This is a genomic window from Dyadobacter jiangsuensis, assembly GCF_003014695.1.
Classification (GTDB): Bacteria; Bacteroidota; Bacteroidia; order Cytophagales; family Spirosomataceae; genus Dyadobacter; species Dyadobacter jiangsuensis.
The window spans coordinates 18206-32439 of record NZ_PYAS01000019.1 but is presented as its reverse complement, the minus strand read 5'-3'; the positions used below and the strand labels follow the sequence as shown (position 1 = coordinate 32439).

Annotated in this window: 13 protein-coding genes; 7 read left to right on the top strand and 6 right to left on the bottom strand. The window is 50.3% G+C overall.

The window, feature by feature from the left end:
- Window positions 1-24 precede the first annotated feature (24 nt).
- On the top strand, window positions 25-2028 hold the full coding sequence (locus CLV60_RS29750; RefSeq protein WP_106599055.1) for a response regulator: 2004 nt from the start codon (window positions 25-27) through the stop codon (window positions 2026-2028).
- A 56-nt stretch (window positions 2029-2084) separates the two neighbouring features.
- Here CLV60_RS29750 and CLV60_RS29745 read toward each other — a convergent pair whose 3' ends face one another.
- From CLV60_RS29745 to CLV60_RS29735, 3 genes are all read right to left on the bottom strand, one after another.
- The gene (locus CLV60_RS29745; RefSeq protein WP_229211191.1) at window positions 2085-3209 is read right to left on the bottom strand and encodes an ATP-binding protein; all 1125 of its coding nucleotides are present in this window, start codon (window positions 3207-3209) and stop codon (window positions 2085-2087) included.
- A gap of 121 nt (window positions 3210-3330) precedes the next feature.
- Entirely contained in the window at window positions 3331-3972 is a 642-nt protein-coding gene (pdeM, locus tag CLV60_RS29740) for a ligase-associated DNA damage response endonuclease PdeM (RefSeq protein ID WP_106599053.1), read from the bottom strand.
- A complete protein-coding gene (locus tag CLV60_RS29735; protein WP_229211190.1) occupies window positions 3962-6424 on the bottom strand; it encodes a ligase-associated DNA damage response DEXH box helicase in 2463 nt (820 codons plus the stop codon). Before CLV60_RS29735 ends, pdeM begins: the two co-directional genes overlap by 11 nt.
- Window positions 6425-6569: 145 nt before the next feature.
- Here CLV60_RS29735 and CLV60_RS29730 point away from each other — a divergent pair, with 145 nt between their 5' ends.
- Together CLV60_RS29730 and CLV60_RS29725 are read left to right on the top strand one after the other, a co-directional pair.
- The gene (locus CLV60_RS29730) at window positions 6570-6785 is read left to right on the top strand and encodes a hypothetical protein (RefSeq protein ID WP_106599051.1); all 216 of its coding nucleotides are present in this window, start codon (window positions 6570-6572) and stop codon (window positions 6783-6785) included.
- A complete protein-coding gene (locus CLV60_RS29725) occupies window positions 6785-7177 on the top strand; it encodes a type II toxin-antitoxin system VapC family toxin (RefSeq protein WP_106599050.1) in 393 nt (130 codons plus the stop codon). The genes CLV60_RS29730 and CLV60_RS29725 overlap by 1 nt, the downstream gene beginning before the upstream one ends.
- 23 nt (window positions 7178-7200) lie before the next feature.
- On the opposite strand, the gene CLV60_RS35080 is transcribed toward CLV60_RS29725, so the two are convergent.
- The 3 genes from CLV60_RS35080 to CLV60_RS29710 form a co-directional block, all read right to left on the bottom strand.
- A complete protein-coding gene (locus CLV60_RS35080) occupies window positions 7201-7512 on the bottom strand; it encodes a DUF4143 domain-containing protein (RefSeq protein ID WP_510185978.1) in 312 nt (103 codons plus the stop codon).
- Window positions 7513-7704: 192 nt separating this feature from the next.
- Window positions 7705-9303 (bottom strand): ATP-dependent DNA ligase, encoded by a 1599-nt coding sequence (locus CLV60_RS29715; protein WP_106599049.1) that lies wholly within the window; start codon window positions 9301-9303, stop codon window positions 7705-7707.
- Window positions 9300-10409, bottom strand: a complete 1110-nt coding sequence (locus CLV60_RS29710; RefSeq protein WP_106599048.1) for a ligase-associated DNA damage response exonuclease — start codon at window positions 10407-10409, stop codon at window positions 9300-9302. The genes CLV60_RS29715 and CLV60_RS29710 overlap by 4 nt, the downstream gene beginning before the upstream one ends.
- A 111-nt stretch (window positions 10410-10520) precedes the next feature.
- Here CLV60_RS29710 and CLV60_RS29705 point away from each other — a divergent pair, with 111 nt between their 5' ends.
- Genes CLV60_RS29705 through CLV60_RS29690 form a run of 4 tightly spaced genes read left to right on the top strand, consistent with a single transcriptional unit; the run spans window position 10521 to window position 14189 of the window.
- The gene (locus tag CLV60_RS29705) at window positions 10521-10913 is read left to right on the top strand and encodes a DUF5618 family protein (protein ID WP_106599047.1); all 393 of its coding nucleotides are present in this window, start codon (window positions 10521-10523) and stop codon (window positions 10911-10913) included.
- 20 nt (window positions 10914-10933) lie between these two features.
- On the top strand, window positions 10934-12103 hold the full coding sequence (locus CLV60_RS29700; RefSeq protein WP_106599046.1) for an ABC transporter substrate-binding protein: 1170 nt from the start codon (window positions 10934-10936) through the stop codon (window positions 12101-12103).
- A complete protein-coding gene (locus tag CLV60_RS29695) occupies window positions 12100-13152 on the top strand; it encodes a FecCD family ABC transporter permease (RefSeq protein WP_106599045.1) in 1053 nt (350 codons plus the stop codon). The genes CLV60_RS29700 and CLV60_RS29695 overlap by 4 nt, the downstream gene beginning before the upstream one ends.
- Window positions 13149-14189: an ABC transporter ATP-binding protein gene (locus tag CLV60_RS29690; protein ID WP_106599044.1), complete on the top strand. Its 1041-nt coding sequence runs from the start codon at window positions 13149-13151 to the stop codon at window positions 14187-14189. The genes CLV60_RS29695 and CLV60_RS29690 overlap by 4 nt, the downstream gene beginning before the upstream one ends.
- Window positions 14190-14234 lie beyond the last annotated feature (45 nt).

Genomic DNA, 14234 nt, shown 5'->3' with positions numbered 1-14234 from the left:
ATTCACCACTATTAGCCATCATTTATGCCTCCTTTATCCATCCTGCTTGTTGAAGACGACGATATCGACGCTATGAAACTGAACCGTGCCATCGGCAGGGCGCAGGTGGAAATAGGGGAGGTTAGAATATCCAAATACGCGGAAGAGGCGCTCCAGATGCTCGATGTCTGGACGCCCGGCTGTATTTTTCTCGATTATCAGCTTCCTAAAACCAACGGTCTGGAACTTCTGAAAACCGTCAAGGAGCGCGCCCCGCACCTGCCGGTGATCGTGCTCACATCGCATGGCGACGAGCGCCTCGCCGTTGAAATGATGAAAGCAGGTGCTCTCGACTATTTCCCCAAATCGGAAGTTACCCCCGAAAAGCTGACCAAGGCTTTCCACACCATGAGCCAGATGCTCGAAATGGAAAAAGGCCGGGAAGTAGCTGAGCACGAATTGGCTGAAAAAGAAGAATTTATCAATAAAGTAGCGCTTCTTTCTCCAAATATCATTTATGTAATCGACATCGAGAAATGGACCAATATTTTCCATAACAAACAGATATGGAAGATATTGGGTTACTCGGAATGCGAAGTTGAAACCGACACCCGCAAAGGCCTTGCCCGAATCATCAACGAGCAGGACCAGCACACTTTCCGCGAGCATTACAACCATATGCGGTACCGCGTGAAGGACGGGGAAGTCGTGGAAAAGGAGTTCAGGCTGAAACACAAGGATGGCTCGGAAATCTGGATCATCACCCGTGAAGTACCTTTTAAAAGAAATGCGAGAGGGCGGGTGCAGGAAGTACTGGGCACGGCGATCGACATTACTTCGCGCAAAATAGCCGAACGGGAACTGATCCAGGCCAAAAGGCACGCTGAGGAAGCGACGCGTATCAAATCCGACTTCCTTTCCACTATGAGCCATGAGATCCGCACGCCGATGAATGCGATCATTGGATTCACGGACCTGCTACTGTTGAGCGGTTTCACGGGAGAGGAGCAGGAGCATTTGAACACGATTAAATACTCTGCTGACAATCTGCTGGTTATCCTGAACGACATTCTTGATTTCTCGAAAATTGAAGCCGGGAAATTCGGGCTGGAAAACTTCGAGTTCGACCTCCGCGAGAAGCTTGGGTATCTGATGAAAACCTTTGAAATCCGGGCCAGGGAAAAATCCATCGATTTTACATTCGATTGCAGCGACAAAGTCCCGCAAATTGTGATGGGCGATCCTTACCGGCTGAATCAGATCATGGTCAATCTGATCGGTAATGCCATTAAATTCACAGAGGAAGGCGGTTTTGTAAAGGTCGCTGTGGAACTCGCACACGACTACGGCGACAATATCGATCTCCAAATAGTCGTGTCCGACTCAGGAATAGGCATTTCGGCAGACAACCTCAGTGTCATTTTCGACAGTTTTTCGCAAGCTCACAACAACAACGCCGCGCGTAATTTCGGAGGTACCGGCCTGGGGTTGAGCATTACCCGAAAAATCACCGAGCTCATGAACGGCTCCATTTCTGCCAGCAGCACGCTTGGAGAAGGCAGCACATTTACGGTAGTGCTGAATTTCGGGAAGGGTAGCACTTCGTATGAGGAAGAAAAGACGAACGCCCCTGCGACATTATCACTGAAAGGTTACCGCATTCTGGCCGCCGAAGATATCCTGGCAAACCAGATCCTGCTCAAACATCTGCTCAACAAATGGGAAGCGGAGTTTGTGATTTGTAATAATGGCAAGGAAGTGCTGCACGCCCTCGAAACCGCCGATTTCGACCTGATTTTGATGGATATTCAAATGCCGGTCATGGATGGTGTAACGGCCATGAAAAAAATCCAGAGCTCCTACCCCAGGCACCGGCACGTGCCGGTAATCGCCCTCACAGCCGACACTTTCGCCGAAAAGACCCCCGAAATAGCCGCCTGCAATTTCAGCGGGTTTGTCACAAAGCCTTTCAGAGCAGAAGAATTGATCAGGGTGATCAGCAAGCATTTGAAGGTGAAAACCCAACCTGCGCAGGCGGCGGTTAGCTGAGGGCTTATGATCTATTTCGGATTGCTCCGGATGGAGCCTTCTTTGCGCAAAAGACGTTACACACCCCGTTTTAACAACTCAAACCAATTCAGAACGGTGATGCCATTCGAACGCTCTTCGATCTGATTCCCGGCGTAGGCGATGTAGCCCTTCGTCGCGCCGCTCAATTTGTTCCAATAGGCGATATTGCCGAAAAACTCGTTGTTAACTGTCTTTCCGGCTTTAATCTCGACAGGAACTAGTGAAAGGCCATTATCAATTATAATGTCAACCTCATGCCCGGTTTTGTCGCGCCAATAGTAAAGGTTGACGGGCTTACCGGCATTCGTCCGTTGCTTCACGAGTTCAGTAACCACCAGCGATTCAAAGAGTGCGCCGCGCAACGGATGTAACGGTAACTGTTCCACATTGGAAATGCCAAGCAGCGAACAAACCAGCCCGGTATCGTAAAAATATACCTTGGGGCGCTTGATAAGCGTCTTATTAAAATTTTTGTAATGCGGCCGCAGGAGGTAAATGATAAAACTACTTTCCAGAATGCCTATCCAGGACTGGATGGTTTTCGTGTCCACACCTGTGTCGACTGCAAGAGAAGTCAGGTTCAATTCCTGCCCATTCCGTCCGGCGAGGAGTCGTATGAACCTTTCAAATACGATGAGATCGGTAATGTTTTTGATTTGCCGCACATCGCGATCAATGTAAGTCCGCAAATAGTTGGGAAACCAATCTTCCGGCGGGATTCCAGGCTCGTAAATCGGCGGGTATAGCCCTTTGAATATAAGCTGGTTTTCATCCGGCACATTGCTTACTTCACTGTAAAGCTCCTCGGTGCTGAACGGCAACAAGTTAAGAATAGCAACGCGACCAGCCAGGGTTTGCGAGATGTTTTGCTGCAATAGAAAGTTATTGGAACCTGTGAGGATAAAACGGCCCGGTTCTGGCGAGTCATCCAGGATTTCCTGTAAATAGGAAAACAGCTCGGGCGCCCGCTGTACTTCATCAAAAATGGCCCCCGATTGATACCTTGACAGAAACCCACGAGGATCTTCTAATGCAAACCGTCGAACGTCCGGGTTTTCGAGAGATAAGTACGCTTTTTCAGGAAACAATGACTTTGCTAATGTCGTTTTGCCGGACTGCCGCGGTCCGGTAACAGCCACAGATTTGAATGTGGCTGCCAATTGCTCAATTTTTGATGCAGCAATTCTATCTATCATACATCAAAAATAGACAAAACTGGAAAAATATGGAATCCGATTCCATATTTTTCCAGTTTTGACATAATAACCTAAAAATCAACCACTAACAAACAGAAAAAACCCGGGTCTCAGTGGTAATATAGATCTTACGATCGTCGGCAAGCCCCATTAGATACCCCCCGGTGAACACGCCGAAGCTAGGGAGAATGGCCTGATACTTATCAATGACGAAACAAGGTAGCCGCACGCTCTGCCGGCCTTTTCCGTAAGAAGTGAAAACCGGGTGTACGTGGCCTGCGAAAACGAATTTGGAGATATCGAATTCTACTCTGGGATGGTGCGTAAATATGAATACATCTTCCTCATAATCATTTACATATACCTGTAAATCACATTCCAGCAACAGACTTACCGGCAGGACGTCGTGATTACCCATGACGATGATCATTTCAATGTAGTGATGCGCGGCTCGCCATTCGCGGAAGGTTTCCCATTCTGCATTGTATTCGGCGTGGAAAAGATCGCCGAGAAAAATGATACGGGTAGCCCCGGTTTGCCGGACCAGCTCATCGAGCCGCTCGAAGTTGTTGGCAGCGGCGTTGTGCGGAATAGCTATGCCTTCTTTTCTGAAATGCGTTATTTTCCCTAAATGCAGGTCTCCGATCAGTAATGTTTGCGTTTCCTCCCAAAAAATCGCCCGCTGCGTCAATAATATAAAATGGTTGCCTCTGATCTCAATCTGCATTACCGTACTGTTTGATCATTCGCTGAATCCTGTCGTCCAGCTTTTCCGAAGTTAATTGTTCCCGAAGCCTGTCGACCATAATCGGGAACGAGAATGGCGTCGGTCTGTCGGTGTTTTGTATCACTATTTTCTGGTGTTCGATCCGCGCAAGCGCCTCCCGCATGCGTACCTCTTCAAGTTGGTAGGTTAGTACTTCCTGATATGCCTGTTTTATGAGCAAGTTGTTGTCCTCATACTTACTCATCACATTGAAAAGCAATGAACTTGACGCTTGTAATTGCCTCGTTTTGACATACTTGCCCGGGTACCCTTGAAACATCAGTCCGGCGATAGCGGCAATCTCCCGGAACTTCCGCTTCGCCATCTCTGTCGCATTCACGCTCTGGTAAATGTCATCGACGAGATGTTTGGTCGAGAACAGATCTGTTTCACCCAGGATTTCGGCCAGGTCGACATACTGATCACTTAACAACTCAAAACCGTAATCGTTCATCGCTACCGAAAACGTGATCGGCCGCAGCTGGCTAATGCGATAGGCCAGTAAAATCGACATCCCCTCGTGCACCAGCCTCCCTTCGAACGGAAATATAAAGATATGATATCCCTCACGGGTTTCGCATTGCTCGATCAGCAGTTCATTGGTTTTGGGAATGACCGAGCGTTTTTCCTGCAATTCGAGCAGCGGCTGCATTTTGGCCAGTTCCACTTCCTTATGCGGATTTTCTATCGCGTCGGCGAGGCGCTCGCGGATAAATGCCGAGAGTTGGGACGACAGCGGCATCCGCCCACCTACCCAGCGGACGAGATACCCTTTTTTCCCCTCGGCCTTTTTGACCGTCACGGTCATTTCATGGATTCGTACAAATTCCACGCTCATTCCCGCGAAGAAGAACACGTCGCCTGCCTTCATCCAAGTTACAAATGATTCCTCTACCGCTCCCAGGTATTTGCCGCTCTGCAACTTCACTTTCAGCGAAACCTCCGACACGATTGTGCCCATGCTCAGCAAATGCCTGTGCGCAATACGCCGGCTGGTGACCACGTAGCGGCCATTCACGCGTTCTACTTTCTTGTATTCGTCATAAACCGTCAGCGACGAGCTACCCGTGGTAATGTACCCCAAAAGCCACTCCCATTCCTCCCGATTCAGATACTGATAACCATATGCGTTCCGAACCTCTTCAAAAAGCGTCGCTTCATCAAACCCCTCGCCCACCGCCAGCGTGATCATCCATTGAGCCAGTACATCAAACGCATGAGCAACCGGCGGCCGGTCCTCGATCATATTTTTGATCACGCCCTCCCGCAACGATACGGCCTCGATCAGTTCCAACGCATTGGTGGGACAAAAATAGATTTTACTATCGACGCCAGGCTGGTGCCCGCTCCTCCCCGCACGCTGTACGAACCGCGCAATGCTTTTGGGACTTCCCACCTGAATAACCGTGTCCACCGGTCGAAAATCGACTCCCAGGTCAAGACTGGCCGTGCAAATGACCAGTTTCAACCGCTCATCGTGCAATGCCTCCTCCACCCAATCGCGAATCTCGCGGTCGAGCGAGGCGTGGTGCAGGGCCATAATACCGGCAAACTCGGGATACTTCTCAATGATCGTACGGTACCAGATCTCCGTTCCCGACCGGGTGTTTGTAAAAAGCAGCGTCGTGCGGCTCTTGTTCACCACTTCCACCACCTTATCCACCAGCCGGATCCCCATATACCCCGACCACGGCAGTGTCTCCACCCTTTCAGGAATGATACTTTCGACCAGGATTTTCTTTTCGGTATTCGCCCTGATAATCACCGAATTCTCTTCCGGAAAACGTATACCCAGAAGTACCTTCTTCGCCTCTTCCAGATTTCCGATCGTCGCGGAAATACCCCAGGTTTGCAAATCCGGGTTGATGGTTCGCAACCTGGCCAACGCAAGTTCCGTCTGCGTGCCGCGCTTACTGCCCATGAGCTCGTGCCACTCGTCCACAACCACCGTATGCAGGTTTTTGAAAAATTCGGAGGCATTTTTTTGCGTAAAAAGCATATGCAGGCTCTCCGGCGTGATAATGAGAGCATCGGGCATCTGCCGCTTCTGTTCGTTGCGCTCGCGCGTACCTGTGTCGCCCGTACGTATGCCCACCCGCCACGTGAGGTTCATTTCAAGCGCCGCCATTTCCATGTTCCGAAAAAGGTCCTTCGAAAGCGCACGAAGCGGCGTAATCCAAAGTACTTGCAGCCCTTTTTTTGTTTTGAGAGGCTTTTTCGGAAGCGAATTGATATGCCTGATCAGTATCGGCAGCCAAAGCGAGTAGGTCTTTCCGCTGCCCGTAGGCGCATTCACCAAGCCACTTTTCCCCGCCAGATAAGCCGCAGCGGCCTCCTTCTGAAAAGCCGCCCATTTCCACTTTTTATCTTTAAACCATTGCTCAACAACGGTATGTCCGCGGGATTTGGTCAAGGGAAGAATTTTTGATTTGAATTAACTAAAACTGGTTTGTAAAAGCAATCCAACTTCTGTGCCATGTAGCCTATTAGCGGCTCCCTAATCTCATAAGTCGAGGTGAATTAGTATATTTGTTTAAAAGAATCAACCTGTTAAAGCCATGCTTACCACCATTGAGGGAGTTTATGAAAACGGGCAAGTTATTCTCAAAGAGTCGCCGCCCGTGAAAAAAAGCAGTAAAGTACTGGTCACCTTCATGGGTGATGACAATAATACATTCACCGGTCAAAAACGCCAGCTAGGCAGCATGGCGGGCACTATCAAAACGGCAGACGATTTCAACGACAGCCTGGATGACTTATCCGACTATATTTAATGGCATACCTACTCGATACACACACGATACTTTGGTGCTTGGGGCAAAAGCATAAACTTTCCGAAAAAGCCAGGGTGATAATTGAAGACATCCATTCCGTTTGCTATGCGAGTTCGGTTTCTTTCTTTGAGATGGCCATCAAAAAGAAGACCGGGAAGCTCGAATTGCTACACCCCATTTCCCGCTATCACGAAGAGGCGCAAAAGATCGGTATTCAACCACTGGCTATCAAGCCGGAGTACCTGGATCTTTATGATGAATTACCGCTTTGGGATAATCATCGTGATCCATTTGATAGATTGCTGATCGCGACTGCCGTTGTGGAAAACCTGACGATCGTCTCAATCGATGGAAAGTTTACTTTGTACGACAACGTAGAAACATTATGGTGAAAAACGGCTCACCACCTCTTGCATCATATTAACGAGTGAAGTTGCCACAATGCCATCACCCATCGGATTACAAACCCTTCCCAACTACCGCCTACTACCGGATGTGCCAACAGGTTATTGAAAGTTTCTATTCCCATTAAAGCATGCGTAAGACCACTATCCCGCACATAGATCTTTGGACTTCGCACTAATCTCTTGCCGGCATTCGAAGCCCATGGCTGCAATCGTCTTACGAGGAGCAAGTCGACCATCAAATCCAGGTAACGGCTGATAGTCACGCCGGAAACGTCGAGATGTCCTGATAAAATCCTGCCGCCATTCCAGACTGTCGCGATCCGAAGCGGCCAGTAAACTTTCCGGAAAGCCTCCGCGAAGCCATAATGTATTTACCTGCTGAAAATCCCCGGACGCATATTCAATAACATCTATCGGATAAAGTTCCAGATAGGATACACGGCCGGCGAGCGACTCGCCCGATTGTTGAAGTAAATCAATATAAGCATTATAAATATTATATAAATTATAGTTTATTTATAATTATACAAAATATCCCGCAAGCTCCCCAAACTATCTGCATCCTCCGCCTTCTTATCCTTCCGCCACCGCAAAATCCGCGGAAACCGCACGGCTATTCCCGACTTGTGGCGCGTTGATTCGTTAATTCCCTCAAATCCGATTTCAAAAACCAGCTCCGGCTTTACGGTGCGAACAGGACCGAATTTTTCAAGGACATTACGCTTGATAAAATAGTCAACCTGCCCGATTTCCGCATCTGTGAGCCCGGAATAGGCCTTCGCAAACGGCACGAGCTTCCCTTCGTCACCCCAAACAGCAAAGGTATAGTCTGTAAAAAGTTCTGCACGGCGGCCGGAGCCTTTCTGAGCATAAATAAGTACCGCGTCAATACTTAAGGGATCGATCTTCCATTTCCACCAGTCGCCTTTTTTACGACCGACCTGATAGGTGCTGGCTTTACGCTTGATCATAAAACCCTCCGCGATATTTTCGCGCGATTGCGGGTGGAGGTCACGCAGGACCTGCCAATTTTTGAAATCGATCAAGGGCGACAGGTTAAAATAGCCTTGTGCGGGCACATTTGCATGCACCGCTTCCAATTGCACGCGACGCTGCTCCTGCGTAAGCCCCCGGATATCCACACCGTTCGCTTCGAGCATATCGTAAGCCAAAAATGCAACCGGCGCTTCTTCGAGTACTTTTTTGGACAAATTTTTACGACCAATGCGGGTTTGCAGCACATTGAACGGCATAGGCCGCCCCTCGGCATAAGTCACAATTTCTCCGTCGAGTACCGTACCATCGGGAAGGACCTCACTCAAAAAATGCAGCTCGGGGAATTTTTCAGTGGACAGTTCCTCTCCCCTCGTCCATATAAACAGCTCCTTGTTTCGATAGATAATCTGAGAGCGGATACCATCCCATTTCCACTCGGCGAACCAGTCGCCGGCGTCGCCGAGATCCGCCACGTCACCCTCGATCGGATAGGCGAGAAAAAACGGGTACGGGCGCGATGCATTGTCGTTTTCACCTTTATCGAGGATTAATTGTTCAAAAGTCGTTTCCTGCGGATCCCATTGCCCCATCACCCGGTGAGCGATCACATTGGAATCGGTTTCAGTCGCTTCCGCCAGCGCACGAACGACCAAAGTCTGTGAAACGCCGATACGGAAACTCCCCATGAGCAGTTTGTTGAATACGAATGTCTCATGCTGCGAAAGCTGCATCCAGGCGCGGGTAATATGATCCCGCTTTTGTTCATCAGTCATGCCCGGCAGCATTCCCAGGTAATGGAACCACTCCGAAAGCGATTTTTCCGAGCCTCCCGGACTTGTGCGGGGCAGGAGCAACGAAATCGTCTCGCCCAAATCCCCTACGCTATGATAACTTTCCTGGAAAAGCCACATCGGGATACCGGCCTCCTCTGCCGCCCATTCTTTCACCTGCGTGCGGTTGACCTTGAATGACGGCCTGCGGCCAGTAAACAATGTAAGCGCCCACAGCTTATCGTCGTCTGAAGCCGTCAGAAAGTAGTTTTTCAGCAAATCGACTTTCGCATTTGTCTTATTCGTGCGGTCGAGGCTCATGAAGAGATCTGCAAACTGTTTCATAATCCTTTACCTTCTTTATTTACATTCGCTGCTTCGTCAAGCTCCTGCTTGTGCTCCTGATAAGCGTCTTGCCCGGCTGATACGTCCTGCACAGTCTCCTCTTCTTCATTTTCATCCTCATTACCGTACATCGTGTTCACTTCGGCCGCTTCGATGCCATTTTCGTTGAGCCAGCGCGCGTAAATGCTTGTATAACCATGTGTAACGTACACTTTTTCCGCCCCGGTTTCTTTCACGGCGCGGTTCAGGTCAGGCCAGTCGACATGGTCGCTTAATACAAACCCCTGATCCACCGCGCGGCGGTTTTTGGCGCCCCGCAAAGCCATCCAGCCCGAGCAATATCCCACCGAATAAGGTGCAAACTTTCGTATCCACGTCGTTCCGTCCGCCGAGGGCGGCGCCAGCACAAGGGCCCCTTTGAACAGTTTCCGGTCCATATCTTTGGTAACCAATGTCAGTTCGGGCAGATCGAAACCCGCTTCTCGCAGGCGTTCATTCACAGTATGAATAGCCCCGTGCGCATAGATGACTGAGTCCTGCAACCGGATATTCTTCAAAATCCGCTGCATTTTCCCCAGCGAATAGCCCATTAACACACTGGCCTTATCCTCGGCACGGTTATGCGCCCACCAGTCGTCGATTTCCGACATCACCTCCTGCTGCGGCTGCCATTTGTAAATAGGCAATCCAAATGTAGACTCGGTGATGAACACATTGCATTTCACGGGTTCGAACGGCGTTGCGAAATGGTCGTCTTCCAGCTTGTAGTCGCCGCTAGCCACCCACACCTCGCCCTGATACTCCACCCTCACCTGCGCCGAACCGATGATATGACCAGCCGGATGCAAGGAAAACTTCACGCCGTTGATCATGAATTTCTCACCATACTGCACGGTTTGGAGATCGATATCCTGCCCGAGCCGCAGCCGCAGAATGGGCTCGCTATCCTTATGCGCGAGGTAATGCCGGCTTCCCCAACGCGCGTGATCGCTGTGCGCGTGCGTGATGATCGCCCGGCCCACCGGTATCCACGGATCGATATGGACGTCGGCAATGGCGCAGTAAATACTTTTTCCAGTGAACTGTAAGAGAGGCTGCTTTGGCATATTTCTGAATTTATCAAAAGTATGCCAAAAGCTTCCGAAATTTATGGGTAATCTGAATGTTACTTTTTTCGAAAGTGTTCGTATAAAGGTTAGGTAAACCAACACAACACTATGGCACAACAACACAATCAGCCCCTCACACCTGCTCAGGAAGCCGAACGCTACCTTGAAAACGCACGCCAGATCCTCACTGAAAAAGCGGGTAAGAAAGACGGCCTGTATGCCGATGTTAAATATGTTAAAATGGCCGCGGGCACGGCCTATTCGGCTGCATTGCTCATTCTGGATGAATATCTCCTGCAAAAGGAAGGTATTCATTTTACGAAACCAAAGAGCATCGAGGACTACACAAACCGGCTTCGGAAATTGGACAAAAAATTACTCGCTTTACTTGTCGATGTTTATGATGAATTACACATAGCTGGTTACTATCATGGAACCCAGTCAGTGAACACGATTCAGACTGGTCTTAATAATGTAAGGCAAATGTTGAGTTATATTTGAGCCAAACAAATCATTCCTGAATGTCCAAAATTCTTTGCCTGCTCATTTTCACAGGCTTGCTGATACAAGGCTGTGGTCCATCCGGACATGAGCAAAAAGAGCAGACGGCAACTGCCGATTCCACCAACCGGTTTGTCCAAACTGAAATTCATCACGCTCGTGGATTCAACATTGCGTATTTCAAAGACTTCAAACTGGTGAGCATTATCAACCCATTCGGCGGAAAGGGCGATACTTTACAATATATTCTCCAAAAAAACGGTGCCGCAATGCCCACGGGTTACCCACACGCTCAGCGGATTGAAATACCGGTAAAAAGCCTGGCCGCGATGTCGTCCATGCACGTCGGATTACTGGGCTTCCTGGATGCTGAGCATGTACTGACAGGCCTCGGCAGTTTGCAATACGTGTATTCCCCGAAGGTTATCGGCATGATTAAGGCAGGTAAAATAGTGGAAGTAGGGCGCGACCAGGGCCTGAATGACGAGAAGGTGATCGAAATGCGACCGGATCTGGTGATGACCATCGGTAATCCTGGCGGAAAAATGGATCATTACCGCGTATTGAAGGAAGCCGGGATACCCGTCCTGATCAATTCCGAATGGGTAGAGCAAACACCGCTGGCCCGTGCGGAATGGGTGAAGCTCATGGCCGCATTGCTGGATAAGGAAGCACTGGTCAATGAAAAATTCACACAAATAGAAACTGAATACGAGCGTCTTTCGGCCCTTACTCAAAAAGCGGCCAAGAAACCAACGGTACTTTCCGGCCTGAATACCAAAGATGCCTGGTTTCTGCCTGGCGGCAACAGTTACATGGCCCGTTTTTTCAAGGATGCCGGTGCCTATTACCATTGGGGGGCCACACCCGAAACAGGGAGCCTCCCCCTCAGTTTTGAAGCCGTTTATCCACTTGCCTTAGCGGCGGACTACTGGCTGAATGTCGGGTTCGACAATCGCGATACGCGTAAAAGTATCATAGCCCAGGATGCCCGATACGCCGATTTCAAAGCAGTGCGAACAGGCATGTTGTACAGTTACAACCGCCTTGTCAACGAACAGGGCTCGAACGATTTCTTCGAATCGGGCAGCGTAAATCCGCATACTGTACTGGCCGATATGATCCGGATTTTCCACCCCGAACTGCTTCCGGACCATCAGCTTGTTTACTACAAACAGCTTCCCGAATGACGCAGCACACGCCAAACAGACGCTGGACATTGCTTTTTTTAGGGATTCTTGCGATCGCATTGTTCTGCCTTGACATCATGCTCGGTTCGGTGGCGATCCCATTCAAGGAGGTATTCCGGATCGTAACTACGGGCGAGTCCGAAAATAGAGCCTGGCTTTTTATCATTGAAAAAATACGTTTACCCAAAGCCATCACTGCTATTCTTGCCGGCTGCGGCCTGTCGGTCAGCGGGCTGCAAATGCAAACACTCTTCCGTAATCCCCTGGCCGGGCCTTCAGAACTGGGCATTACCGCGGGTGCAGGCCTGGGTGTGGCTGCTGTAATGCTCGCAGGCGGGAGCAGCGCGAGCATGTACGCGATCAGCCAGTTGGGGATATCCGGAAGCTGGCTCATCATCGGCATGGCTTCGCTAGGCTCGGCAGGTGTTCTGGCATTGATTCTCCTGATCGCCGGGCGTATCCGCGACAATGTGATCCTGCTCATAGTAGGTGTCATGATCGGCACGATTACGCTTTCCATTGTCAGTATCTGGCAATATTTCAGCCAGCCGGAGCAGTTGCAGGAGTACATCATGTGGACGTTCGGTTCGCTGGGCGGCGTTACGGGTTATCATTTATACGTACTTTCAGGCGTAGTCACAGGAGGTTTACTGCTCGCATTTGCATCTTCCAAATCGCTCAATGCATTATTATTAGGTGAAAATTATGCGAGAAGCATGGGGCTTACGGTCGGGCGGACGCGCTTGCTAATCATGCTCAGCACGAGCCTTCTCACCGGCAGCATTACAGCCTTTTGCGGGCCTATCGGCTTTGTTGGAATCGCTATTCCGCACATTACCCGTTCGCTGCTCGGAACGTCCAACCACCGCGTGCTAATTCCCGCGACATGCCTCACCGGAACCGTGCTGCTACTCCTTTGCGATATCATTGCCCAGCTTCCCGGCTCGCAAACCGTCATCCCAATCAACGTCGTGACATCATTGCTTGGCGCTCCGGTGGTGATCTGGATCATCGTCCGGCGCAATAACTTACGTTCGTCATTTTCATGAAAAATCAGAAAGCCATTGTGGAGACTCGCTCGCTGGCGATCGGTTACCGGTCGTCCGGTACGGAACGAACAATAGCAAGCCATCTCGATTTACAGCTAAGACCGGGCAGCCTGGTGTGTTTACTGGGTTCAAACGGCGCGGGTAAATCCACATTAATGCGCACACTGAGCGGCCTGCAACCGGCATTGACGGGTGAAATTACGATCGATAACCGCCCGCTCGACGACTTAAAACCAGCCGAGCTTGCGCAAAAACTCAGCCTCGTGTTAACTGACCGGATCGATGCAGGCAACCTCACGGCCCGCGAGGTAGTTGCCTTGGGCCGCACGCCCTACACCGGCTGGCTGGGCACATTGACAAAAGATGATCATTCCCAAATAGCCCACAGCATTGAACAAACCGGCATCACGCCGCTGCTCGACCGCCATATGCATCAGCTCAGCGATGGGGAAAGGCAAAAAGTAATGCTCGCCCGTGCTCTCGCGCAGGACACGCCACTGATCCTGCTCGATGAGCCCACCGCCCATCTCGACCTCCCCAATCGCGTGGAAATGATGCGACTCCTGCACACGCTCGCGCGCGGCATGCACAAGGCGATCCTGCTCAGCACGCATGAGCTGGACCTCGCACTGCAAACCGCCGATGAGCTCTGGCTAATGCACCCAGACGGCAAAATCCTGGCCGGGCTACCCGAAGACCTCGTGCTGAGCGGCGCATTCGAGGCTACCTTTGCCCGTAACGGCTTTTCATTCGACCGGACTACCGGCACGTTTATCATTCACCAACCCGCGGACAATGCGCAGATTTGCCTGGAAGGTGCTGCAAAGCCCCTTTTCTGGATAAAGCGGGCATTGCAAAGGGAAGGGTTGGGTATCAGCGCCCACCGCGATGCCCCCTGCCTTATCAAAGTATTCGAAGCGGAAAACGGATTTGAAGCCGAAATAAGCTTCCAAAACAAGCAGGTAAAAGTATCCTCAGTTCAGGCACTTATCGGGCAAATGCATGTGTTTTTCCCCTCCCCGCACATCCGCGTATGACGAGTTAATGCGGTTCTTTGCAACGAAATAGTTAGTTTGCAGCTC

Bases quoted from the DNA above. Each gene is read 5' to 3' on its own strand.
- CLV60_RS29750 (WP_106599055.1), top strand. From the start codon at position 25: ATGCCTCCTTTATCCATCCTGCTTGTTGAAGACGACGATATCGACGCT.
- pdeM (WP_106599053.1), bottom strand. From the start codon at position 3,972: ATGCAGATTGAGATCAGAGGCAACCATTTTATATTATTGACGCAGCGG.
- CLV60_RS29730 (WP_106599051.1), top strand. From the start codon at position 6,570: ATGCTTACCACCATTGAGGGAGTTTATGAAAACGGGCAAGTTATTCTC.
- CLV60_RS29725 (WP_106599050.1), top strand. From the start codon at position 6,785: ATGGCATACCTACTCGATACACACACGATACTTTGGTGCTTGGGGCAA.
- CLV60_RS29715 (WP_106599049.1), bottom strand. From the start codon at position 9,303: ATGAAACAGTTTGCAGATCTCTTCATGAGCCTCGACCGCACGAATAAG.
- CLV60_RS29710 (WP_106599048.1), bottom strand. From the start codon at position 10,409: ATGCCAAAGCAGCCTCTCTTACAGTTCACTGGAAAAAGTATTTACTGC.
- CLV60_RS29705 (WP_106599047.1), top strand. From the start codon at position 10,521: ATGGCACAACAACACAATCAGCCCCTCACACCTGCTCAGGAAGCCGAA.
- CLV60_RS29700 (WP_106599046.1), top strand. From the start codon at position 10,934: ATGTCCAAAATTCTTTGCCTGCTCATTTTCACAGGCTTGCTGATACAA.
- CLV60_RS29695 (WP_106599045.1), top strand. From the start codon at position 12,100: ATGACGCAGCACACGCCAAACAGACGCTGGACATTGCTTTTTTTAGGG.
- CLV60_RS29690 (WP_106599044.1), top strand. From the start codon at position 13,149: ATGAAAAATCAGAAAGCCATTGTGGAGACTCGCTCGCTGGCGATCGGT.